At 66.0% G+C, this 21,963-nt stretch carries 22 protein-coding genes and 1 pseudogene; 16 read left to right on the forward strand and 7 right to left on the reverse strand.

The genetic code is table 11. From position 1 onward, the window contains the following. Positions 1–285: pseudogene (locus Q322_RS22505) on the reverse strand (IS982 family transposase); the annotation flags it as partial. Between the two features lie 403 nt (positions 286–688). On the opposite strand from Q322_RS22505, the gene Q322_RS0112495 reads away from it, so the two are divergent. Both Q322_RS0112495 and tmk read left to right on the forward strand, forming a co-directional pair. Next, entirely contained in the window at positions 689–1,474 is a 786-nt protein-coding gene (locus tag Q322_RS0112495) for a Nif3-like dinuclear metal center hexameric protein (RefSeq protein ID WP_029478247.1), read from the forward strand. A gap of 31 nt (positions 1,475–1,505) precedes the next feature. Further along, on the forward strand, positions 1,506–2,147 hold the full coding sequence (gene tmk, locus Q322_RS0112500) for a dTMP kinase (protein WP_029478248.1): 642 nt from the start codon (positions 1,506–1,508) through the stop codon (positions 2,145–2,147). A 4-nt stretch (positions 2,148–2,151) separates the two neighbouring features. Here the strand turns inward: tmk and Q322_RS0112505 are convergent, their stop codons facing one another. From Q322_RS0112505 to Q322_RS0112520, 4 genes are all read right to left on the reverse strand, one after another. Next, positions 2,152–3,021 (reverse strand): glutaminyl-peptide cyclotransferase, encoded by an 870-nt coding sequence (locus Q322_RS0112505; protein WP_245593246.1) that lies wholly within the window; start codon positions 3,019–3,021, stop codon positions 2,152–2,154. Positions 3,022–3,283: 262 nt separating this feature from the next. Further along, a complete protein-coding gene (gene queG, locus Q322_RS0112510; protein WP_029478250.1) occupies positions 3,284–4,393 on the reverse strand; it encodes a tRNA epoxyqueuosine(34) reductase QueG in 1,110 nt (369 codons plus the stop codon). Between the two features lie 254 nt (positions 4,394–4,647). Further along, positions 4,648–5,739, reverse strand: a complete 1,092-nt coding sequence (locus Q322_RS0112515) for a bifunctional 3-deoxy-7-phosphoheptulonate synthase/chorismate mutase (protein WP_029478251.1) — start codon at positions 5,737–5,739, stop codon at positions 4,648–4,650. Positions 5,740–5,784: 45 nt separating this feature from the next. Then, positions 5,785–6,222, reverse strand: a complete 438-nt coding sequence (locus tag Q322_RS0112520) for a globin domain-containing protein (RefSeq protein WP_029478252.1) — start codon at positions 6,220–6,222, stop codon at positions 5,785–5,787. Between the two features lie 730 nt (positions 6,223–6,952). Between Q322_RS0112520 and mraZ the strand changes: the two genes are divergently transcribed. The 6 genes from mraZ to Q322_RS0112550 all read left to right on the forward strand — a co-directional run bounded on the left by mraZ (position 6,953) and on the right by Q322_RS0112550 (position 12,933). Next, positions 6,953–7,381, forward strand: a complete 429-nt coding sequence (gene mraZ, locus Q322_RS0112525; protein ID WP_029478253.1) for a division/cell wall cluster transcriptional repressor MraZ — start codon at positions 6,953–6,955, stop codon at positions 7,379–7,381. 3 nt (positions 7,382–7,384) lie between these two features. Next, on the forward strand, positions 7,385–8,281 hold the full coding sequence (rsmH, locus tag Q322_RS0112530; RefSeq protein WP_029478254.1) for a 16S rRNA (cytosine(1402)-N(4))-methyltransferase RsmH: 897 nt from the start codon (positions 7,385–7,387) through the stop codon (positions 8,279–8,281). Further along, entirely contained in the window at positions 8,278–8,784 is a 507-nt protein-coding gene (locus Q322_RS24135; RefSeq protein ID WP_211248900.1) for an FtsB/FtsL family cell division protein, read from the forward strand. Before rsmH ends, Q322_RS24135 begins: the two co-directional genes overlap by 4 nt. Beyond that, entirely contained in the window at positions 8,775–10,127 is a 1,353-nt protein-coding gene (locus Q322_RS0112540) for a peptidoglycan D,D-transpeptidase FtsI family protein (RefSeq protein WP_029478256.1), read from the forward strand. The genes Q322_RS24135 and Q322_RS0112540 overlap by 10 nt, the downstream gene beginning before the upstream one ends. Before the next feature lie 519 nt (positions 10,128–10,646). After that, positions 10,647–11,396, forward strand: coding sequence for an RlpA-like double-psi beta-barrel domain-containing protein (locus Q322_RS24040; RefSeq protein WP_029478257.1), 750 nt, complete (start codon positions 10,647–10,649; stop codon positions 11,394–11,396). Between the two features lie 331 nt (positions 11,397–11,727). Beyond that, positions 11,728–12,933, forward strand: a complete 1,206-nt coding sequence (locus tag Q322_RS0112550) for an ABC transporter permease (protein WP_029478258.1) — start codon at positions 11,728–11,730, stop codon at positions 12,931–12,933. Between the two features lie 174 nt (positions 12,934–13,107). On the opposite strand, the gene pilC is transcribed toward Q322_RS0112550, so the two are convergent. Then, entirely contained in the window at positions 13,108–14,328 is a 1,221-nt protein-coding gene (gene pilC, locus Q322_RS0112555; protein ID WP_029478259.1) for a type IV pilus assembly protein PilC, read from the reverse strand. A gap of 56 nt (positions 14,329–14,384) precedes the next feature. On the opposite strand from pilC, the gene Q322_RS0112560 reads away from it, so the two are divergent. The 7 genes from Q322_RS0112560 (at position 14,385) to Q322_RS24570 (ending at position 19,171) form a co-directional block, all read left to right on the forward strand. After that, a complete protein-coding gene (locus Q322_RS0112560; RefSeq protein ID WP_051668508.1) occupies positions 14,385–15,032 on the forward strand; it encodes an L-threonylcarbamoyladenylate synthase in 648 nt (215 codons plus the stop codon). A gap of 6 nt (positions 15,033–15,038) precedes the next feature. Next, positions 15,039–15,584 (forward strand): SMC-Scp complex subunit ScpB, encoded by a 546-nt coding sequence (gene scpB, locus Q322_RS0112565; protein WP_029478261.1) that lies wholly within the window; start codon positions 15,039–15,041, stop codon positions 15,582–15,584. A 147-nt stretch (positions 15,585–15,731) separates the two neighbouring features. Beyond that, positions 15,732–16,490 carry a DUF4388 domain-containing protein gene (locus tag Q322_RS0112570; protein WP_029478262.1) on the forward strand — a complete coding sequence of 253 codons (759 nt, stop codon included), beginning with the start codon at positions 15,732–15,734 and terminating at the stop codon, positions 16,488–16,490. 139 nt (positions 16,491–16,629) lie between these two features. Then, a complete protein-coding gene (locus Q322_RS0112575; protein ID WP_211248901.1) occupies positions 16,630–17,271 on the forward strand; it encodes a uridine kinase family protein in 642 nt (213 codons plus the stop codon). A 298-nt stretch (positions 17,272–17,569) separates the two neighbouring features. Continuing rightward, the gene (gene aguB, locus Q322_RS0112580) at positions 17,570–18,475 is read left to right on the forward strand and encodes an N-carbamoylputrescine amidase (RefSeq protein WP_029478264.1); all 906 of its coding nucleotides are present in this window, start codon (positions 17,570–17,572) and stop codon (positions 18,473–18,475) included. Between the two features lie 46 nt (positions 18,476–18,521). Then, positions 18,522–18,872, forward strand: coding sequence for a class I SAM-dependent methyltransferase (locus Q322_RS24565; RefSeq protein WP_051668509.1), 351 nt, complete (start codon positions 18,522–18,524; stop codon positions 18,870–18,872). Further along, positions 18,845–19,171: a class I SAM-dependent methyltransferase gene (locus tag Q322_RS24570; protein WP_245593247.1), complete on the forward strand. Its 327-nt coding sequence runs from the start codon at positions 18,845–18,847 to the stop codon at positions 19,169–19,171. Before Q322_RS24565 ends, Q322_RS24570 begins: the two co-directional genes overlap by 28 nt. A 173-nt stretch (positions 19,172–19,344) precedes the next feature. Here the strand turns inward: Q322_RS24570 and Q322_RS0112590 are convergent, their stop codons facing one another. Then, complete coding sequence (locus Q322_RS0112590; RefSeq protein WP_029478265.1) at positions 19,345–20,355, reverse strand: C40 family peptidase; 1,011 nt, start codon at positions 20,353–20,355, stop codon at positions 19,345–19,347. A gap of 240 nt (positions 20,356–20,595) precedes the next feature. On the opposite strand from Q322_RS0112590, the gene Q322_RS0112595 reads away from it, so the two are divergent. Beyond that, positions 20,596–21,885, forward strand: a complete 1,290-nt coding sequence (locus Q322_RS0112595) for an MFS transporter (protein WP_029478266.1) — start codon at positions 20,596–20,598, stop codon at positions 21,883–21,885. Positions 21,886–21,963 lie beyond the last annotated feature (78 nt).

The raw sequence follows: 21,963 nt of genomic DNA on the forward strand, positions 1-21,963 counted from the left end.
CGGCGTACAGACCTGTTCCAGCGTTTCAAGCAGACGATTAGCCCGGTTGAAGGCTTGCGTGTACGAGGGCAGACCGGGGCGGTCTGCCCTCAGATCACTCCACCAGACCGAGGGATACGCCTGCTTGTAGATCAAGCGTGCCAGCAAGAGAGCTATGAGCATGGCGTCGGTGACTTTCTGATGACGACACTTTTTGTGATCGCTGAAGTGCGTTTTGGCCCAGCGGTGAAGGGTGCGAATGTTGCGCCGACGGCCTAAACTGTGGTGGAGACGATATCTAGCCATATCGTCTCAATTTTTATCGTCTGGGAGCGGGAAAATCTACTCTGACTCAAGCCCTAAACGGGGTTGATTATGGACAGAAGTTCTGCAAAAATTCCAACTGCGTTGGTCAAAATTCTTGATTATTTAGATTTAGAGTTGAAGACTGTCCAGAACTAAGAATGTGGATTAACGTTTAGAATTAGCTCGTCGCCCGCCTCTTGGTTTTGTAGGATTCACTCCTTCCCCTTAGCCGCCACCAATCCGCTTCTCCATGCACCTGCCCAGGCCGGATGCGGGCCAGCAACTCCTCCAACGTGGGGAGGGCTGGCCCATTAGCTTTGCTGATCTGGCCCTCTTGCTAAATCCTCCTCACAACCCATCCCCAGAGGCATTGGCCCTGCGCCCCCGCCTCTACAATGCCCCCATGACTTCCCTCCCCACCCGCGAGCTTGCCGAGGTCAGCCGTGACGATCTGGTGCGTTGGCTTGGCGATTACCTCAAAATCGACGCCTATCCCGATCCCAGCATGAACGGCCTTCAGATCGAGGGCAACGCCACCATCACCCGGGTCGCGGCCAGCGTGGACACCAGCGTGCAGACGCTCCAGCACGCGGCAGACAGCGGCGCGGACATGCTGCTGGTGCATCATGGCCTGTTCTGGGGCGATCCGCTGGCGATCACTGGGCCGCACCGCACCCGCCTGCAAACGGCGCTGGCGGCGGACCTCAACCTGTACGCCGTCCACATTCCGCTGGACGCTCACCCCGAGATCGGCAACAACGCCATGATCGCCAACGCCCTGTCGCTGGAAAACCGTCAGCCCTTCGGAGACTGGGCGGGCCACAAGATCGGTCTGGCCGGGGAACTTCCCTTCGAGCAGTCGTTGCAGGACTTCGCGGACCGGGTGCAGAAGCTGACCGGCGAGATCTGCCTGGTCCACGGCGGCGGACAGCCCACCGTCAAACGCCTGGGCATCGTCAGTGGCGGTGGCGCGGGCGCAGTGGCCGAGGCGGCGGCGGCAGGCCTGGATATCCTCCTGACCGGCGAACCGGAACACAAGCACTTTCACGATTCTTTTGAATATGGCGTCAACGTGGTCTTCGCCGGACACTATGAAACTGAGGTGTTTGGCGTCCGCGCCCTGGCCGCCAAAATTGAGGAAGAATTCGGCCTGCCGTGGCAGTTCCTGCATCATCCGACGGGCTTATGAGGGTGGCCTGCCAGCGGTGCCTCCGCAACCCATGACCCAGCCTGGACACGGCCTCTTCCTGTCTTTCGAGGGACCGGAAGGTGCGGGCAAAAGCACGCAAATCGCGCGGCTGGCGTGGCACCTGGAGGCAGCGGGTCAGGCCCCCACCATCACCCGCGAGCCGGGCGGCACTCCGCTGGGAACGCGCGTCCGCGACGTGTTGCTGGACCCGGAACTGACCATCGATCCGCTGCCTGAATTCCTGCTCTACAGCGCCAGCCGTGCCCAGCTCGTCACCAACGTCATTCGGCCCGCGCTGGACAGGGGAAAGGTGGTGGTGTGTGACCGCTACGCCGATTCCAGCCTGGCCTATCAGGGCTTCGGGCGCGGCCTGGACGCCGCCCTTCTGCGTGGCATCACGGCGGCGGCGACGGGCGGACTGTGGCCTGATCTGACGGTACTGCTTGACCTCGATCCCGTCATTGGCTTGCAACGGGCAGCGCGGCGCGGCCAGCCGGACCGATTGGAGCAGGCGGACCTCACTTTCCATCAGCGGCTCAGGCAGGGCTTTGTGCAACTGGCTGAGGCAGAGCCGGATCGTTTTCTGGTCTTAGACGCCACTCTGGCCGAAGCTGAGCTGGAAAGAATGATCTGGGAGGCAGTCCATTCGCGCCTCCCAGCCTCACGACGTTAGAGCTTCAGCGTCTGGGCTGAGCGCGTCCATTCGTGGTCCCCAACCCCGGAATCTTGACCTCGAAAATCGTGCCCCAGCGTTTGCCGGTCAGCAGCAGCGTGCCGCGCTCGGGCACGTAGGCGATGCCGTTGGGGATGTCGTCGAAGGTCAGGGGCTTCCCCAGTTTCGCGGCGCTGGTGCTGGCCTCGCGGGTCAGGGCGGACACGTCGATCCAGGCGGTTACCCTGCCGGTCTGCGGGTCGATGCGGGCAATCCGGTCCGTCAGCCAGATGTTGGCGTAGACGCTGCCCCCCGCGTATTCCAGCTCGTTGATGTTCTTGACGGGCTGCCCGGCGTCGGTGACGGTTACGCTGCGTTTGACCCCAAAGGTCTTGGGATCGCGCCAGACCAGCGTGGGCGTGCCGTTGCTCATGATCAGGTCCTTGCCGTTGGTGGTCAGGCCCCAGCCCTCGCCCCCGTAACGGTAGCGCCCCACCTCCTTCATCGTCTCGGCGTCGAAGGCAAAGGCCAGTCCGTCCTGCCAGGTGAGGTGGTAGGCCACGCCGCCCAGCACCGTGACACCCTCGCCGAAGGCAGTGGCCAGCGGCGTGGCCACCTTGCCCAGCACCTTGCCCGTCTTCAGCTCCACCCGCCGCACGCCGGATTCGCCCACCAGGCCAGTACTTTCTATATATGTACTGTTGCCCAGATACTGAAAGCCCTCGGTGAAGGCGGCGCGGTCATGTGGATAACGGGTGACGATCACCGGGATCAGGACCACTGGGGCGTCGCTGGCCGGAGCTGATGCGGGCGAGGGGGCAGGAGGCGTGGACTGGGCCAGGCCCGTGTTCAGGGACACGAGACCGAGCAGGGACAGCAGGAAGACGGCGCGCACCCGTCTATGGTAGGCAAGAAACATGTCGGGTGTCTGACAATTGGCCCGCCAATCTAGAGCGGAGATTGAGGCAGGCTCAATGATCCCGGGATGTCGGCGATTGAGGAGGAAACAGGCTGATCAGACTGAGCGTGGGTGGTCTTGTCCTGCTGGCCTGTCCGTCTGTCCGCCTCTCCGGCCATCCGGCGTCTACCGGACCGGGTCGCACTGCCTCCTGGATCACACCGCCTCCATCCTGAGACGCGATCTTCCCCGCCAGTCTTCAACCCGAATGCTGTGCCAGCACCCGCACCGCGCCCGCCCGCACCCCCTCGTCCGGGTCATTCAGGAGGGCGCGTATCCGGTCCAGCTCGCCCCACTGGCCCAGCGCCCAGGCCGCCGCCTCCCGGACCTCGGGGGCGGGGTCTTGCGCGCCTGCCAGCAGCAGCGGCCAGCCCTGGGGCGCGCGGGTGTTGCCCAGCACGGTCAGCGCGTTGCGCGCCATACCCTTGCGGCGCGGGCGCAGAAAGGCGGTGCCTGCAAAGCGCCGGTTGAATTCCCGTTCCCCGCTGCCGAAAAAGGCGCTCAGATCGGGGTGGGCCAGCTCCGGCTGTGGCCTCAGCAATTCGGCCAGCGGTCCGGCCTTCTGTGACCACGGGCAGACCTCGCTGCACACGTCGCAGCCGAACAGCCACTCGCCCATGCCGGGGCGGAACTCGTGCGGCACGGGGCCACGGTGTTCGATGGTCAGATACGAAATACAGCGCCGCGCGTCGATGGCCCGGTCCTCGCCAATCGCGTTCGTGGGACACGCGGCCACACAGCGAAAGCAGCGCCCACAACGGTCAGGATGTGCCGTCCCGGTTCCCCCGAACGGCAGATCGGTCAGCAGCACCGCCAGCGTCACGAACGCGCCCAGCCGCGTGCTGACCAGCATCCCCGACTTGCCGCGCCAGCCCAGAAACGCGCCAGAGGCGAACAGGCGTTCCATCACCGGGCCGTGGTCCACGTACCCGCGCGCCCGGATACCCATTGCGGCGGCCTCGGCTTCCAGGCGCGTCAGCAGCGGCTGCAATTGATCGTGGTAGTCGGGCGTCCAGGCGTAGCGCGCCACGCGGCCCACCCGGATGCCGTCCGCAGGTCTGGACGGTTCCTCGAAGGCGTGCGACACGCCCAGCACCAGCACGCTGCCCACGCCCTCCAGCCGGGATGAGGGATCGGCCCGCGCCGGAAGCTGCCGCTCCAGATAGGCCATGCCCGCGTGCCGTTCATCACCCAGCCAGCGGGCGTATTCAGCCACGGCGTCGGCTGGAACGGTGGCCGCCGCCCAGCCCACCGCGTCCGCGCCCAGATGCTGGGCCAGATCGGCGAGAAGTTCGGCGGGAGTAGTCATGCCCGGAGTATGCCGCGCACGGCGACATGAAAAGGGAGTCCCGGACTCCGGTGGGGCTGGCGGTCACCCCCCTGCTGCGGAGCTGTACCGGTCTGCCCCTCTGGTGTGCTTCCCCCTGGAACGCTTGAAGCGCACTGTCAGGAGCGGACACAGACTGTGCTGGCAGCGAAGCAGACCGGGGGGGGTTCTCTCCCCAATGAAAAAAGGAGGCCCCGCACCCGGCGGGGCTTCCCTCCCATCCGTGAGGCTCAGGCTCAGACGCCCGCAGGTACCTTCAGCATGGAGGCCAGCGCCTCGTCGAACCTGTCGTATCCGGCGAAGTCCAGTTGCTGCTCGTTGTCGCTCAGGGCGGTGGCGGGGCTGGGGTGGACCTCGATGTGAATGCCGTCTGCGCCGACGGCCAGGGCTGCTTTGGCCAGCGGGATCAGTAGGTCACGGCGTCCGGCGGCGTGGGTCACGTCCACGATCACGGGCAGGTGGGTTTCCTGCTTGGCCAGGGCCACCGCCGAGAGGTCCAGGGTATTGCGGGTCCACTTCTCAAAGGTGCGGATGCCGCGCTCGCACAGGATGACCTCGCTGTTGCCCTCGGAGAGGATGTATTCGGCGGCGTACAGCCATTCCTCGATGGTGGCGCTCAGCCCACGCTTGAGCAGCACCGGGCGGCGGGCGCGGCCCACCTCGCGCAGCAGGGCGAAGTTGTGCATGTTGCGCGCCCCGACTTGCAGGATGTCGGCGTACTCCGCCACCACTTCCACGTCTCGCGTGTCCATCACTTCGGTCACGAACAGCATCTTGTTCTTGCGGGCCACCCGGCTGCCCAGAATCAGGCCGTCCACGCCCATGCCCTGAAAGCCGTAGGGGCTGGTGCGCGGCTTGTACGCGCCGCCGCGCAGGATCTTGATCCCCTTGCCCGCCAGGTACTCGGCGGTCTGCTCCATCTGCTCCTCGCTCTCGATGCTGCACGGCCCGGCGATGATAATGGGCGGCTCGTTCCCGCCGATCTTCACCCCGTCGATGTCCAGCACGGTGTCCTCGCTCTTGACCTTGCGCGAGACCAGCAGTTGCTTCTTGTCGTTGCTTTCCTCCAGCGCCAGGCTGGCTTTAAAGATCTCTTTGAACAGGTGCTTGACAACTGCGCCGCTGAAGGGGCCGGGATTCAGCTCCTCCAGCTCGCGCAGTTGCCGGTCCTCGCGGGCCGGATCGTAATGGTTGGGGCGGCCTTCCTGGGTCTTGGCATGGCCGATCTGGGCCACCACTGCGGCCCGCTGGGACAGCAGGTTCAGCAGGTCACGGTTGATCTGATCGATCTCGGTACGGAGGTCCTCGATACTGCGCGGCTGTGTCATACCCCGCAGTCTAGGAAACGCGCGCCCAAAAAGACGTTCACGCGGCTAGTCAATTGCAAAGAGTTGTCCAACTTTGCCGCCGCCATCACCGGGGGTATTGACCATGTGTGCGGCCACCCTGGCGAGCGCGGCGTGCAGTTCCCGCGCCTCGGCCCCAGCAATGTGCGGCGTGTCCCGCAGCGCGCGGTCCATACACGCCAGCCACGCCTGCCCGCGCGTGGGCGTGATGGCGTGCGGCAGATGACGCGCCCGCAGTCTGGGCGGTCCATAGGTCTGGTGGTACAGCGGCGGCCCGCCCAGAAAACCGGTCAGAAAGGCCAGTTGCTTTTCGGCGGTCAGTGTCAGATCGGCGGGAAAGATGGGGGAGAGGTCCGGGTCCTGGGCCACCAGCGTGTAAAAGCGCGTGACCAGGGCGGAGAGCGCCTGCGGCCCGATCCGCTCATACAGCGAGCCGCCCGCCGAGAGTGGGATGGGCGCGGTCATGGGGGACAGGCTAGCAGGCCAGCACAACGCGGAGGCGGACGCGTGCCTACCTTCCGTAAAAGTCCGATTGAACGCTACACGCCGTGGCGGTCGAAGGCGTAAAGCGACGTCAGGCCGGAGCCTGGGGTGGAGATCGGCAGCAATCGGCGGCTATTCGCTGTCGCCCTGCTCCACGGACAGCCCGGATTTCAACCCGGTTGAACGGTTGTTCTCCATACCCAAAGCCCCGGTGCGCGGTGCTCCAGCACCATGTCATCTCCAGCGTTGCGGCAGCGCTCCAGGCCGTCCCGCCCCAGGAGATTCGTGGTTGATTCAGGCACGCCCATCCTGAACTGCTCCTGAGTCGAAGGCTCTGGCAGGGGGCTGGTGGGGATTTGTCCTGCGTGGTGGGGGAGAGGGGGAAGTGCGGGTAACCTTGCCACCGCCCCTCCCAGAAGTGCCAATTTGCCGTCTATAGCGGACTTCCCCGGCCCGCGTAGCGTCTCGGAAGACCAGTTTTGATTCTAGCTTCTGGGAAAGATGGGTGGGAAATTAGACGAAAATAGGGGGGTATCTGGGGAAAATTGTGGGAACGGGTGGTAATTCGTGGGTGGGATTGTTACACTCCCCAGTACAACCTGAAGCCCCTCACATTGCGCCTTTCAGGTTGAAAGGCTGGCCTCGCCTCTGGACCGACAGGTGGGACTGGGTGGGAAAGGCCGAATAGCGCGCGAGAGGAGACGAGAAGGATTTGCCGTTCGGAGAGTATCCCTACACCATCGACGACAAGGGACGCGTGGTCATGCCACCGGCCTTTCGGGAATTCGTCGAGGACGGCATGATCCTGACGCGCGGGATGGAAGGCTGCCTGTACGTCTTTCCGCTCTCCAGTTGGCGGCGGGTCGAGGAACAGCTCGAAGGGCTGCCCCTGACCGACGCCGAATCTCGCTCCTTCGTTCGTTTCTTCTATTCCGGGGCCAGCAAGGCGCGGCTGGACAACCAGAGCCGCGTCTCGGTTCCCCAGCCCCTGCGCACCTTTGCGGCGCTGGACGGCGACGTGGTGGTGGCGGGCGCACCGGGCCGCCTGGAACTGTGGAGTCCCGCCCGCTGGGACGCTGCCATCAGCGCCGTTCAGGACAGTCCCCCCAAACCCGACCTGCTCATCAACTTCGTGGCGTGACCCATGAACAACAATGCCCTGACCCCCGCCCCCGACGTTCTCTCGCACACCCCTGTACTGGCCGCCGAGGTGCTGGCGGCCCTGGAACCCGCTCCGGGCAAAATCATGGTGGACGGCACGCTGGGCGGCGCGGGCCACACCCGGCTGCTGCTGGCGGCGGGGGCCACCGTCTACGGCATCGATCAGGACCCCTTCGCCCTGACCCGCGCCCGCGAGGCTGGTCTGGACGGCCTGACCGTGCTGGAGGGCAACTACCGCGACATGCAGCGCCTGCTGGCCGCTGCGGGCGTGGGTGAGGTGGACGGCGTGCTGCTCGATATTGGCGTCAGTTCTTTTCAACTTGACGACACGGACCGGGGGTTCTCCTACCACACGGCGGCCCCGCTGGACATGCGCATGAGCCAGTCCGGCGAGAGCGCCGCCGAGGTGGTCAACAGCTACCCCGAAGCCGAGCTGGCCTCGATCATTTACGAGTACGGCGAGGACCGCCTGTCGCGCCGGATCGCGCGGGGCATCGTTTACGCCCGCGAGAAAGCGCCCATCGAGACCACCGTGGAACTGGCCGAGATCGTCAAGCGGGCCTATCCCGGCTTCAGCAAGGGCATCCACCCGGCGCGGCGCACCTTTCAGGCGCTGCGGATTCATGTCAACGACGAACTGGGCGCGCTGCGTGACGGGCTGGAGGCCGCCGAGACGCTGCTGAAACCTGGCGGGCGGCTGGCCGTGGTCAGCTTTCACTCGCTGGAAGACCGCATCGTCAAGCGTTTCCTGCTGGGCAGCGCGGCGTTGCGCCCCCTGACCAAGCGTCCGGTGATCGCCGCCGAGACCGAGCAGGCCAGCAACCCGCGCGCCCGCAGCGCCAAGCTCCGCAGCGCCGAGAAGCTGGAGGCGGCGGCGTGACCGCCCTGCGCCCACCCTCGCTGCCCCCACCCGGGCTACCCCCACGCCTGGGCAGCCCGGACCTGAGCGAGGCCACCTGGCGGGGCCGGGCCATCCGCTACGTGCTGATCTACCTGGCGCTGGCGCTGACGCTCGTGGCCGTCCGCGCCCTCACCTACGATATTCGGAAGACGCTACGCGCCGCCCAGGACCAAGAGGCCGCTCTGCTCACCCAGCGCAACGATCTGGCTGTGCAGGTGCAGACGCTGGAAAACCCGCAGCGCATCCGCGACTGGGCCTTCGCCAACGGCATGATCCGCTTTGCGGAGGCCGCCAAGGAGTCGCAGGCCATCCTGCCGCTGCCGACTCCGGGTGAGGGGAACGGACCCGCCAACCCGGAGCAGCCCGTCAACCCAAACCAAGCTGTCAGCCCAGTCCAGCCGGGAAGCGCCGTGCCCGACAACACCGTGCCCGACAACACCGTGCCGGACAACACCGTGGAGGTGAATACGCAGTGGAGGTAAAGATTCGCAACCGCTCCCGATTGATGCAATTTCTGGCGACGCTGCTGGTCCTGAGCCTGGTGTGGGCCTACGCCCAACTGGAGTGGAACGCGCCGCAGGGCGTAACGCGCACGCTGGTGCAGGCGCGCGGCACGGTGACCTCCAGCGACGGCAAGGTGCTGGCCCAGAGCGTGGACGGCAAACGCGTGTACCCGCAGGGCCACCTGGCCGGGCAGGTGCTGGGCATGATGGGCACCACCAACGGCCTGGAGGGCCTGGAGTACGCCTATGACCGCGCGCTGGAATCCGGACAGAACCTGAAGCTGACCATTAACACCGGCGTGCAGGCCGCCGCCGAATCCGCGCTGAGCAAGGCGGTGCCCGAACACCAGGCCGATTACGGCTCGGTGGTAGTCATGGAAACCCGCACCGGACGCGTGCTGGCCGCCGCCAGTTACCCGGCCTTCGATCCCAACCGCTGGCGCGACTATTCCCTGGATGCCCGGCGCAACCGCCCCTTTCTGGACGTCTATGAACCGGGTTCGGTGGTCAAGGGCCTGGTGGTGGCCGCCGCGATCAACGAGGGCCTGACCACCCCGCAGACCATCTACGACACGCCCATGCGCCGCCATGTCGGTGGGCGCTGGGGCAGCGTGATCAACGACGCCGTGCAGCATCCCACCACCCTGACCACCCAGCAGGTGCTGCGCTACAGCAGCAACGTGGGCATGAGCCACATCGTGGAACCCTTCGAGCCGGAGAAGCTGCGCAATTACTTCAGCGACTACGGCTTCGGCAGCTACCCCGACATGCCGGTGGTTCCCGCCGCCACCGGACAGCTCCAGCCGCTCCGCAAGTGGGACGATCTGGTGCGCGCCACCAACGCCTTCGGGCAGGGCATGAGCACCACCACCCTACAACTGGCCTCTGCCTACAACGCCCTGGCCAACGACGGCCTGTACCTGCCGCCCCAACTGATCGAGGGCGCACCCAGCAGCGGCGGGCGGCGTGAGGTCCTGCGCCCGGAGGTGGCCCGCGCCACCCGCACCATGTTGCAGGCCGTGATCGAGGAGGGCATTCCGCATCAGGCCGGGGTCAAGGGCTACGCGCTGGGGGGCAAGACTGGCACCGCCCAGGTCGTGGTGGACGGGCGGTATTCCTCCACCGTCTACAACAGCGTCTTCACGGGCTTCTTTCCGGTGGACGCGCCGAAGATGACGGTGGTGGTGATGGTCCACGGCGCGAAGACCAACTACCACGGCTCCATGCTGGCCGCGCCCATCTTCAAAGAGATCTCAACGGAAGTGCTGTCGAGCTGGGGGGCCGCTCCCAAAGTGGAGACGCCCAAGACCACCGAAAAATAAACCCGGCACAGGGAGGTGAGGATGCGAGTGCAAGCGTCTTCCCCTCCCTCTTTTTATGGGCCTTTGCTGAGAATCTGTTCACGCTGGATGCGGGGATGGGCCGGAAGCGCCGTCTCAGGTTCCATCGTGTGCCCATCAATTGTAATGTTGCTCATAAAACGGAGCTAAAGCGGTGAGAATTTACCGTGAATGTGACTCTATCTTCATCCTGTGACCACTCTAAAGATGAGAGCATCACGGCATAGTTAAACCTCGTCTCATTTCTGGACCACCCTCTGATCCGCTCAATGCGAATCGTTTTGAACCTGAAAAAAGAATTGCAGGCCGATTTGTGAGACGTAAGGCGGGTCAGGCTCATAGGCTGCTGATGTTGTCCCTCTAGGCTCAACGGCGAGGTCGGGGGTGTCTTGACTGCTGCCCTCAGACTTGACCAGGATTCGTTTCAATGTTTGCGCGGCCTGTCCGTCGGTTGCGCGCTGGCTGCGGGCTGTCTCACCGCCCACGCCCAAAGGAGAACACATGGTTTCAAAACTCAATCGCTGGACCCTCAGCGTTCTGTTCGGTTTCGCGGGCCTGGCCTGTGCTACCCCTGCCCTACCCGCCAGCACTCTTGCCAGCGACGCTGTTCGTCAGGCGATGGTGGTCACGCCGCCGCCCGCCCCCGTGGCGCAGCCTACCCCGGTGCAGGCGGCCCGTCCGCAGCCCGCGCAGAATGCGGCGGCCCAGACGGCAGCAGCCCAGACGGCAGCAGCCCAGACGGCAGCAGCCCAGACGGCAGCAGCCCAGACGGCAGCGGCCCGGGCCACGGCAGCCCAGAACGCAGCGGCCCGGCAGGCCCAGGCCGCCCGGCAGGCCGCGCAGGCCCGCGCCGCCGCCATTGCCCAGACGCAGCGGCAACAGGCCCAGCAGGCCGCCGCACCCGTGGCTGCCCTCACGGTGCGGGGCCGTTCGGCCATTGTGCGCGCCACCGCTTACAACAGCCTGGTGGGCCAGACCGACAGCACGCCGTTCATCACCGCCACCGGCACCCGCACCCGCCCCGGCGTGGTGGCCCTGAGCCGTGACATGTTGCGGTCCTTCCCCTACGGCACCCGCATTGCCATCGAGGATCTCAGCGGACGGTACAACAACCTGCTGCGTGGCCGCGTGTTCATCGTCGAAGATACGATGGCTGCCCGCAAGACCGGCAGCCTGGACATCTGGATGAGCACCCACAGCCAGGCCATTACCTTCGGCGCGCGCCAGGTGCGGATTACCGCTCTTCGCTAACGTCTCTTCTTAAACTTCTTCAACTGCGGGCCGTCCGGGTGGGCGGCTCTTTTCTGTGGCGCTCAGGTCTGCCGCTCCTCCGGGCTGCCGCCCATGACAACTTGCAAGCTGGACTGCGCTTCCGTTGCCAGCGCCGAGCTGGGAGGGAGGTCTCGCTGCAACCTGTCCGACTGATCTGATGGGAGGCGGCGTCACGCGCACCGGTGTGGGAGGGCGGTCCGGCCCCATCTGCGCTCTGGCTGAACCGCCCGTCGCCTGGCATGACCTACAGTTCAATCGCAGTCTGGCCGGTCCCCGGAGTCCAGCCCCGGTCTGCTATCCTCCGCTTCGCATGGCTTCTGTCCGTCCCACCCTGCCGCCGACCTCTGCCCCGCGTTCGGTGGGCCTGGCGTGGTCGCTGGCGCGGGCGCATCTGTCGCGGCGGCGCACCCAGAACCTGTTGACCATAGGGGGCATTGCCGTGGGCGTCATGGCTTTAATCGCCGCCCTGAGCCTGACCAACGGCTTTACCCGCGCCCTGGTGGACGCCACCCTACGCGCCAGCCCCCACCTGAGCCTGAGCGCCTTTAGCCCCGGTGGCCGTGATCCCGACATGGAACAGGCCCTGAAGGCGGACCCACGCGTGGCCGCCTTTACCCCCTTTCTGGCTGACAAGGGGCTGCTGACCCGCCCGGCGGGGCCGGGCAACCGCGCGGGCGTGGACTTTGCCACCCTGTTCGGCGTGACGCCGCAGGCCGCCAGGGTCCTGCAACTGCCGCCGGGGCAGAGCGAACTGCTGGAAACGCTGGGGCCGGGCGAGATGCTACTCGGCTCGGCGCTGGCCCGCAGCATCGGCGGCTTTGATGGCGACGAGGTGCGGTTACTGAACAGCACCCAGCGCCGGGGCAGCTTCACCGTCCAGGGCATCTTTACCACCGGCAATTACCTGATCGACAGCGCCTACGCCTTTACCAACCTGGCCACGCTACAACAATTGCAGGGCACGGCGAACATCACCGGCTATCAGGTGCGCCTGACCGATCCCAACCTGGCCCCCGTCGTCGGCGCAGACCTGACCCGCAGCCGCGCCTACAGCCCGTTGCCGTGGCAGAGCATCTACGGCACGCTGCTGGACCAACTGGCGCTGCAAAAAAAGGTGATCGGGTTCGTGGTCTTTCTGATCGTGATCGTCGCGGCCTTTGGGATTGCCAACGTGCTGACCCTGGCGGTGTTCGAGAAAACCCAGGAGATCGCCATCCTGCGCGCCATCGGGGCCACGCGCGGGCTGATCACGCGCATCTTTTTGCTGGAGGGGCTGGTGCTGGGGCTGGGCGGTCTGGTGGTGGGCAATCTGCTGGGCCTGGGCATCAGCGCGTATTTCACGGTGCGCCCCTTCCAGATTCCCGGCGATCTGTACTTCATCACCTCGCTGCCCGTGGAGGTGCGCTGGACCGATTTGCTGGGCGTCAATGCCGTGGGCCTGACTACCACGCTGCTGGCCGCCCTGATCCCGGCCCGCCGCGCCGCCAGCATCGAACCGGCACGGATTATCCGCTGAGGAAAGGAAGGAATCAGGCCTGCGGGGTGATCTGGAGGCGAACGACTGGTCCGAACGGATCACATCTCGGATGGCTGGTGAACAAGCATTGTCTCACGCCTGGGACACCAAAAGAGCCACCTTCGCGGTGGCCGTTTCTGTCCGAAGTGGCAATCTGTCCTGACCCCGACAAAGTTACTGGCTGAGCTGGCCGATGATGGCGAACATGGGCAGGAACATCCCAGCCACGATGGTCCCCACGATGCCGCCCAGGAAGACGATCATGATCGGCTCGATGGCCGCCGTCATGCTGTCCACGGCTTCGTCAACTTCGCGGTCGTAAAAGTCGCCCACCTTGGCGAGCATCGAGTCCAGCGCGCCGGTCTCCTCGCCGATGGCGATCATGCTGACCACCATTTGCGGAAAGACCTTGCTGGTCGCCAGGCTCGAACTCATCTGCTCGCCCACCATCACGACGTTCTTGGCGTTCTCGATGGTGTCCTCGACGATGGCGTTGTCTGCTGTGCCCTTGGTGATTTCCAGCGCCTCAATGATGTTCACGCCGCTGCTGATCAGCAGGCCGAAGGTGCGCGCAAAAGACGCGATGGCGCTTTTCTGGGTCAGGTTGCCGAAGACCGGCAGCCTCAGCTTGATGCCGTCGATAACCGTGCGGCCCCTGGGCGTTCTGTAGGCCCAGCGGTAGGCGAAGGTGACGGCCACGGCAAAGACCAGCAGCAGCCACGCCGAATGTCTCAGGAAGTCCGAGACCGCCATCAGCATCCGCGTGATGAGGGGCAGCGGCGCGTTGAGCTGCTCCAGGATGCCCGCGAACTGCGGCACGATGGTGGTCAGCAAAAAATAGGTGATGAGGACGGCAAAGACCAGCACCACCACCGGGTAGGTCAGCGCGCTCTTGATCTTGCCGCGCAGGGCCAGCTCCTTTTCCTGGAAGGCGGCGATGCGCTCCAGCACCGAGTCCAGGGTGCCGCTGGTCTCCCCGGCGCGCACCAGATTGACATACAGCCGGTTAAAGACCCGGGGATACCTGGCGATGGCCTCACTCAGGGGCGTGCCCGCCTCGACCTCGCTGCGCAGGGATTTGACGGTCTTCTGAAAGCCCTTGTGCTCGATCTGGCCCTGCAACACGGCCAGCGACTGCACCAGCGGCACCCCGGCGTTGATCAGCGTGGCGAGCTGTTTGCTGAAGATCGAGACCTGCTTGAGACTCGGGGGGCGGTCGTCCAGAAAGGGAATCTTGATGTCCGCGTTCAGGCCGGATTTGGGAGCCTTGATCTCGACGATCATCAGGTTCTTGGCCCGCAGCGTGTCGCGGACCTGGGCCGCCGTTTCGGCTTCCATCTGGGATTTGAGCACCTTGCCAGAGCGGTCGCGCGCGCGGTATTCGAAGACGGCCATATTCTGCCCAGTATAATCTGGGGCGGTCTTGCGCTGACCTTACAAGCGCCGATTTTATGCCTGATTTCCTGACCCCTTTCTCTGAAAACGACAGCGCCGTGGCTGCGGCCCTGGACGACGCGTGCGCCGTTCTTCGGCGGGGCGGCCTGGTGGCCTACCCCAGCGAGACGGTCTGGGGGCTGGCCGCCCTGCCAGGTCATCCGGCGGCGGTGGAGCGCCTGTACGCGGTCAAGGGCCGCGCCGCCCACCGCCCGGTGCAGGTGTCGTGCCAGGATGCCTGCGCCGCGCTGGAACTGGCCCAGCCGGGCGCGGCGCTGTTGGCCCTGTCGGCCCTGTGGCCTGGCCCGCTGACGCTGGTGACCCCCGCGCTGCCCGGCACCCCGCTCACGCTGGCCCCCGGCGGCCTGGTGGGGCTGCGGGTGCCGTCGCATCCGCTGGCGCTGGCGCTGCTGCGGCGCTGCGGGGGCCGCCTGCTGACCACCAGTTGCAATCCCAGCGGCCAGCTCCCGGCCCTGACGGCGGCCCAGGCGCGGGACATGGCGCTGGCGGATTTTGTATTGCCCGACGGACAGGAAAACGGTGCGGGCGAGGGGCCGGTGGGCGGGTTGGCCAGCACGGTGGTTGGGTTGCCGGGGGGCGCGGTGCTGCGCTCCGGTCCGCTGGACGGGGCGGTGGCCGCGCTGCTGGCCGGGGTGCACGGGTGAAACGCGGTGAATGAGTCCAGCGCCCCGCCCCGCCTGACCGCCCTGATCGGCGCGGCGCTGCTGGCCGCCGGACGCCCGGTGACGGCGCGGGAACTGGCCGATACGCTGGACCTGCCCGAGGAGACGGTGGACCGGGAACTGGAGGCGTTCGCACGCACCCTGACGGCGGCCAATCTGGGCTTCGTGGCCGAGGCGGTGGCCGGGGGCTGGCGCTTGATCGTGCCGCCTGCGCTGGCCGCCCAGTTGGCCCCGCTGCTGGCCCCGCCGCCGCTGCCCGCGCTGAGCAGCGCCGCGTTGGAGGTGCTGGCGGTGATCGCCTACCGCCAGCCCGTCACCCGCGCCGAGATCGAGGCCATGCGCGGCGGCAGCGCCGGAACGGTGGTCACCTTGCAGGAACGCGAGCTGGTCAAGGTGATGGGCCGCTCGGACGCGGTGGGCGGGCCGCTGCTGTACGGAACCACCGCGCGTTTCCTGCTGGACTTCGGGCTGGGGGGACTGGAAGACCTGCCTCCCTTTCAGGACGTCGGGTTCTCGCACCTGTTGCGCGGGTAGCCGGGGAGCCAGCACCGACTTCACGGGACTCTGGAGCGTCGGGGGTCTCCGGGTGTAGTCCCTTCTGGGGGCGCAGCCAACCCTGGCCGTTGCCAGTACACTCTCTGCAACTCTGCCTTCAAAGGGTGCGCCCCTCCCCAGAGGTCCATGAACAACACCACCAGCCTCGAAACCTTTGACTTCCTGCAACTGCTGTACCTGCTGAGCGAGCAGGACCGCACGGGCGTGCTCATTGTTCACCGCGCCGACGGACCGTTTCAGGCGTTCCTGGAAGGCCACCGGGTCCGGCACCTGCAATTTGCGGCCCAGACCGGCATTCCCGCCCTGCTGCGGCTGCTGCGCGATCCGCAGGGCCGCTTTCAGTTCGACGAGGGCGTGCTGCATCCCGATCCGCTGCTGAACGTCAATCTGGATGAGGTGGCGCTGGAGGTGCTGGACGGCCTGCCCGAAGAGCCGCTGCCGTACGGCGGCCCGGCCAGGCTCACCTCGCCGGAGCGGGTGGCGCGCATTCGCTGGGGCCTGAAAGAGCAGGCGATCCTCAAGCAGATCGAGGTCCAGCGGCCCGTCTCGGTGCTGTCGCAGGACCCCGACGCCCGCAGGCTGCTGCAAAAGCTGCACCAGATCCGCCTGATCGCGCCACGCAAATCCCGCGTGGCCCGTCTGAGTGTGGCCGTGACCCATGAGGTCCAGGGCGTGGTGGTGATCGACAAGCTGATCCTGAAACGCTGGAAGGAGGACCTGTTGCGCCCGCCCCAGAGCATCGCCATCAGGACGGGCGACGGGCAGGTGCACACCCTGCCGGTGCGCGGCGACAGGGACCTGTCCAATGCCCTGCTGGTGCCGCCCGAACTGCTGATGAGAACCGGCCTGCACGCCGGGGACAGCGTGCTGGCGCGCCCCGCCTAGAGCCACACCGGGGATTCTGTCCGGGCAAGAGACGCTCACCTGCCGGATTGGCCTCTGGAAAAAGAGCCAGAGATGGTCTGGCTGTCTCTGCCGATTCCTCCTGTTGGAGAGGTCAGCCCCGGTGCTAGGCTCAAACCCCATGAAGCTGCCTCCAGAAGAACCATCTTTCGAGCCGTGGCACGTCGTTTTCGTGGGGGCACTTCTCAATTCATGGCAGCCCCAATTTCCGGCTGGGGGATCGAGGCCGGGCGTTCTCGCCGTGGATGGACGCGGGGCCAGTGGGAAATCGACGCTGGCCGCGCAAATTGGCCGCGCCATGTCTGGCTCCGTCGTGGTCCATACCGATGACTTTGCCTGGCACCACGCCTTTTTCGACTGGGCGGAACTGCTGCGCGAGGGTGTCCTCAAGCCCGCGCATGCCGGTCAGGCAGTGCATTTCCGCCCCCCAGCCTGGGACGCGCGCCGCCGCGAAGGGGCCATCGAAGTTCCTGCTGGCTGTCCCTTACTCGTTGTGGAGGGGAGCGGCGCGGCCCGCAAAGAGTTGATGCCGTGGATAGATGTGGTGGTGTGGGTGCAATCGGACCTGGAGAGGGCCAGAACGCGGGGTCTGGTGCGGGACGGAGATACGGCACAGACGCGGGTGTTCTGGGACGAATGGATGGCCGAGGAAATTCCCTTCTTTGCGCGCGAACGGTCCTGGGAAAGAGCAAACACTATTGTCTGTGGAATGCCGGAGCTGGACCACGACCCAGGGTCAGAGATGGTGATCGCCGTCACCTGAGCGCGGCCCGGCGCTTTCCCAATCTCTGAGTAAAACGGGCGGGAGCTAAAATCATACGGATTGCGTTTGTTTCGTGCATGAATCGGGACAGCATCGACTCATCCACTTCACGTCCGGAACCCGTTTTTCTCCTGCTCGCTGTCTTGTCCAGAGCAGCGCCCATGAGGACGCTTGGACGCCCCCTCGGATTTCCAGGTGTTTCCAACACCTTTCAATCGGAGTCCGTATCAAATTCGGAGTCCGTATCAAATGAGGATGAACCCTGGCGCGCACGCTGGGAACCGGGTAGCCTCAGCCCATGACTTACACCCCCCACCTCCCGGCCCAGACCGTGAAACTAGCCGTGATCCAGATGCACGTCACTGATCAGCTTGAGGACAATGTGGCCCGCGCCGAGGCCCATGTGCGGGGCGCAGCAGGCCAGGGCGCGGGGGTGATCTTGCTGCCCGAGCTGTTCGAGAACCTGTATTTCTGCCAGGTGGAGCGCGAGGACTACTTTGCCCTGGCCCACCCGCAGGAGGGCCACCCGTTCATCGGGCGCTTTCAGAACCTGGCCCGCGAGCTGGGCGTGGTGCTGCCGCTGAGCTACTTCGAGCGGGCCGGGCAGGCGCACTACAACAGCCTGGTGTGCATCGACGCGGACGGCACGGTGCTGGGAAATTACCGCAAAACCCACATCCCCGACGGCCCCGGCTACGAGGAAAAGTACTATTTCAACCCCGGCGACACCGGCTTCAAGGTCTGGCCCACCCGCTTCGGGCGCATTGGCGCGGGCATCTGCTGGGACCAGTGGTATCCCGAAACCGCCCGCGTGATGATGCTCCAGGGGGCGGATTTCCTGCTGTACCCCACCGCCATCGGCTCTGAACCCGCCGAGGTGGAGTCGCCCAACAGCCACCACATGTGGCAGCGCGCGATGGTGGGCCACGCGGTCAGCAATTCCAGCTACGTGGGCGCGGCCAACCGGATCGGCACCGAGGTCGTCGGCGGCCTGAGCCAGACGTACTACGGCCACTCGTTCATCAGCGACTACACCGGCGAAGTGGTGGCCGAATTTGGCGACAGCGATGAGGGCGCGCTGACCCACGATCTGAATCTGGCCGAGGCCCGTAAATTCCGCGCGGGCATGGGCTTTTTCCGGGACCGCCGCCCGGAGCTGTACGGCCCGTTATTGACGGTGGACGGGGTGACGCGGCGGAGCTAGGCCAACTGGCGCAGGCCCAATTCCGATCTCTCTTCCAGGCTGAGGCGTGGACGAAATTGCCGATGACTACGCCAGGGACCGTGAGCATGACCGCTTGACACGCGGTCTGGGTGTCGTCGAATTTGCGCGGACGCTGGACGTGCTGGGCCGCGTCTTGCCACCGCCGCCCACCACAGTGCTGGACATTGGCGGCGGCGCGGGCGTCTACGCGCGCGAGTTGTTGTTTGGCGGGTACACGGTGCATCTGCTGGACGCCACGGCGGGCCACATCGAGCGGGCGCGGGCCGACGCTGGCCTGGCTGGCCTGGCCTCGCTGACTCTGGGGACGCTCGGGAGCTGCCGTACGCCGATGCGAGTGCAGACACCGTTATGTTGCTGGGGCCGTTGTATCACCTGACGGATATGGCAGATCGGGTAAGCGTGCTGACCGAGGCGCGGCGGGTATTACGCCCCGGTGGCGTGATCGTGGCCGCCGTCATCCCACGCGTTGGGGTGGTCTGCGGCGACTGTCCATCTGCGGCGATTTCCTGCGCGGCCTGCCGGACGAGTCGTATTCTCGCCCCATCCGAGAAGAGGCGTACCGCACAGGTCTTTACCGCAATCCCGAAGGTCGAAGTGGCTATTTCACCACTGCCTACTTCCACCACCCCGCCGAACTGGCAGCGGAGTTGCGGGCGGCTGGATTTGGGGACCTAGCATTCTATGGCCTGGAAGGTCCGTCGAACCTGCTGGCCGATCCAGAGGGCGTGATGAAAGACCGTGTTCGGCGCGAGGAGCTGTTGAGTGCCCTCCGCATGCTGGAACGTGATCCGGCCTTACTGGGCGTCAGCGGGCATGTGCTGGGTGTGGCCCGCAGAGGTGTCTGAGCTTTACGGCGTCTGCCCGATATATGTTCCGCTCAGCACGCGTCTGGCCCCCCGGTAGCGCGGTCCCCAGTAGCGGTCGGCGGTCAGTGTGTCCAGCGAGACCTTGCCCTGATAGCTGTTGGCGCTGACAAAGGTGTCGGCCCCCAGGTAGATGCCCACGTGCGAGATGCGCCCGCCGCCCGCCGTGTCGAAGAACACCAGGTCGCCAGGTTGCAACTCGCTGACGTCCACCGGCTGGCCCACCTGCGCCTGATCGGCGCTGACGCGGGGCAGCCGCACGCCCAGCGGCGTGAAGACCTGCAACACGAAGGCGCTGCAATCCAGCCCGGCGCGGGTGGTGCCGCCGTAGCGGTACGGCGTGCCCAGCAGCGCCATCGCCGCGCCCAGCCAGTCGCCGGGCGGCGTGTCAGACGCACTGGGAACTTCCGGCACGGCTTCGGGAAGCACCGGCCCCTGTTCCGGTATGGCGTCCTGCGCCCCGGCAGGCAAGGCGTCGGGCGGCAGGGAAGCGCTCAGGATGGGCGGCGGAGTGAGTGCGGAGGGCAGCGAGAGAACCGGCGTCACGGCAAGCGGCCCCGGCGTGGGGGCCAGGGCGACGGGCGCGGGCGGCGCGGCGGGCAGAGTGGCGCTGGCGGGCACCATCAAAATCTGGCCCACGCTGAGGACCGCGCCTTCCGGCAGGGCGTTCTCGGCCCGCAGGGCGTCCACGCTGACGCTGTACCGCTTGGATAGGGCGTACAGCGTTTCCCTGGCCCCGACGATGTGCTGCGCCGCCGCAGATACTCGCAAGGTTTGCCCGACTTTCAGGTCCGGGCTGCTCAGGCCGTTCAGCGCCAGCAGCGCCTCCACGCTCAGGCCCGCGCGCCGGGCGATGCCGTAGGCGGTGTCTTTGGCCTGCACGGTGACGGTGACTCCCTGGAAGCCGCTCGTTTGCGCGCCCGCCAGCCCTCCCAGCGACAGGAGGGCGCTCAACAGCAGGGCCGGAACCAGCGGAACAACTGAAGTTTGGGGCATCGGCAATAGGCTCGCAGGGGGCGAAAACAGGATTGACGCGGGCACGGTGAGCAAAAGATTGTGCGTACCGTAACACATCGTCAAGGATTGAAAAACGAGAGTTGGATGAGAAGAGTCATCCAAAAGACCCTCGACAGGGCGCTCGGAGTGTAATGAGTGCGGGACTCCACCACACCCACGTCCCCTTTACTGCGCCGTCCCGCATGACATGCTGCGTCCCGGCGGGCGTATGGTGGGCGGGTGTTTGCGCGTGTCGGCGAGTGGCGGATCAATACCTTCAGGGCGCTGCAACATCCCAACTACCGCCGCTACTGGTTCTCGCAGTTGCTGTCGCTGGTGGGATCGTGGATGCAGGCCACCGCTCAGCAGTACCTGGTGCTGGAGCTTTCGGGGGGCAGCAGCTCGGCGCTGGGGCTGGTGACGGTGGCGCAGTTCACGCCCAGCCTGCTGCTCTCGCTGTTCGCAGGGGCAGTGGTGGACCGGGTGTCCCGCCGCCGGGTCCTGCTGACCACCCAGATCGTGCTGCTGATCACCGGCCTGACGCTGGCCGTCACCACCCATCTGGGCGTCGTGTCGCTGCCGCTGGTCATGCTTCTGGCCTTCGTGTCGGGCTGCGCCAACGCCTTTGACATGCCCGCCCGGCAGAGCATGGTGGTGGATTTCGTGCCGCGCGAGGCCGTGACCAACGCGGTGGCCCTCAACAGCCTGTCGTTCAACGTGAGCCGCACGCTGGGCCAGGCTTTGTTCGGGGTGGTGGCGGTGCTGGGCATCCGGCTGCTGGCCGGGGGAGACGCCACCAACATCGCCCGGCTGGCCTTTCCCTTTTACCTGAACGTGGTGTCGTTCGCGGCGGTGCTGTACGTGCTGGCCACCCTGCCTTTTCCGGCGCGGCCAGGCGTGCGGCGCGGCAAGGTGGCCGACGACATCCGCGAGGGCCTGCGCTACGTGCGCGCCACCCCCGCCGTCCGCAACGTGATGCTGCTGGTGGGGGCACTGAGCCTGACGGTGATCAATTTCAACGTGATCATTCCCTACTTTGCCCGCGTGGTCTACGGCGAGCGCGAGGCGGCTTTTGGCGTGCTGTCGGCCTTTTTTGGGGTGGGGGCGATGGGCGGCGCACTGTGGCAGGCCAGCAAGCCCAACCCGGTGCGGAACCTGCGCTACGGCGCGGTGATTCTGATTGTCTCCACCGTCGTGCTGGCGCTGACCCCCGGCTCGCTGCTGGCCGCGCCGGTGCTGGCCGCCTGCGGATTTGGGATGCTGACACTGCTGGTCAGCGCCAACAGCACCGTGCAATTGACCATTCCGGACCACTTGCGCGGGCGGGTGATGAGCCTGTATTCCTTCGTGCTGGTGGGCATGGGACCGCCCGGCGCGCTGCTGTCCAGCGCCCTGATCAACAAGGACGGCTTGCTCGGCTCGCGCTGGGGATTGATCGTGCTGGCGGCGCTGGGACTGATCTCGTTGCTGGCGCTGTGGCGACGGTTGCCGCGCGTGCTGGAAGAGCCTGCGACAGTTGCGGCAGATTGAGCGTCCAGAGCGGCGCGTCTACCTCTCACCCCCACTTTCTCAACCCGCTTCAAATCCTGCCCCGCGCGCAGACTGTTA

It is taken from the genome of Deinococcus frigens DSM 12807 (assembly GCF_000701425.1).
GTDB lineage: Bacteria > Deinococcota > Deinococci > Deinococcales > Deinococcaceae > Deinococcus > Deinococcus frigens.

Excerpts from the sequence above, each read along its gene's own strand:
- Q322_RS0112495 (WP_029478247.1), top strand. The coding sequence starts at position 689 with ATGACTTCCCTCCCCACCCGCGAGCTTGCCGAGGTCAGCCGTGACGAT.
- tmk (WP_029478248.1), top strand. The coding sequence starts at position 1,506 with ATGACCCAGCCTGGACACGGCCTCTTCCTGTCTTTCGAGGGACCGGAA.
- queG (WP_029478250.1), bottom strand. The coding sequence starts at position 4,393 with ATGACTACTCCCGCCGAACTTCTCGCCGATCTGGCCCAGCATCTGGGC.
- Q322_RS0112515 (WP_029478251.1), bottom strand. The coding sequence starts at position 5,739 with ATGACACAGCCGCGCAGTATCGAGGACCTCCGTACCGAGATCGATCAG.
- Q322_RS0112520 (WP_029478252.1), bottom strand. The coding sequence starts at position 6,222 with ATGACCGCGCCCATCCCACTCTCGGCGGGCGGCTCGCTGTATGAGCGG.
- rsmH (WP_029478254.1), top strand. The coding sequence starts at position 7,385 with ATGAACAACAATGCCCTGACCCCCGCCCCCGACGTTCTCTCGCACACC.
- Q322_RS24040 (WP_029478257.1), top strand. The coding sequence starts at position 10,647 with ATGGTTTCAAAACTCAATCGCTGGACCCTCAGCGTTCTGTTCGGTTTC.
- Q322_RS0112550 (WP_029478258.1), top strand. The coding sequence starts at position 11,728 with ATGGCTTCTGTCCGTCCCACCCTGCCGCCGACCTCTGCCCCGCGTTCG.
- pilC (WP_029478259.1), bottom strand. The coding sequence starts at position 14,328 with ATGGCCGTCTTCGAATACCGCGCGCGCGACCGCTCTGGCAAGGTGCTC.
- Q322_RS0112560 (WP_051668508.1), top strand. The coding sequence starts at position 14,385 with ATGCCTGATTTCCTGACCCCTTTCTCTGAAAACGACAGCGCCGTGGCT.
- Q322_RS0112570 (WP_029478262.1), top strand. The coding sequence starts at position 15,732 with ATGAACAACACCACCAGCCTCGAAACCTTTGACTTCCTGCAACTGCTG.
- Q322_RS0112575 (WP_211248901.1), top strand. The coding sequence starts at position 16,630 with ATGAAGCTGCCTCCAGAAGAACCATCTTTCGAGCCGTGGCACGTCGTT.
- aguB (WP_029478264.1), top strand. The coding sequence starts at position 17,570 with ATGACTTACACCCCCCACCTCCCGGCCCAGACCGTGAAACTAGCCGTG.
- Q322_RS24570 (WP_245593247.1), top strand. The coding sequence starts at position 18,845 with ATGTTGCTGGGGCCGTTGTATCACCTGACGGATATGGCAGATCGGGTA.
- Q322_RS0112590 (WP_029478265.1), bottom strand. The coding sequence starts at position 20,355 with ATGCCCCAAACTTCAGTTGTTCCGCTGGTTCCGGCCCTGCTGTTGAGC.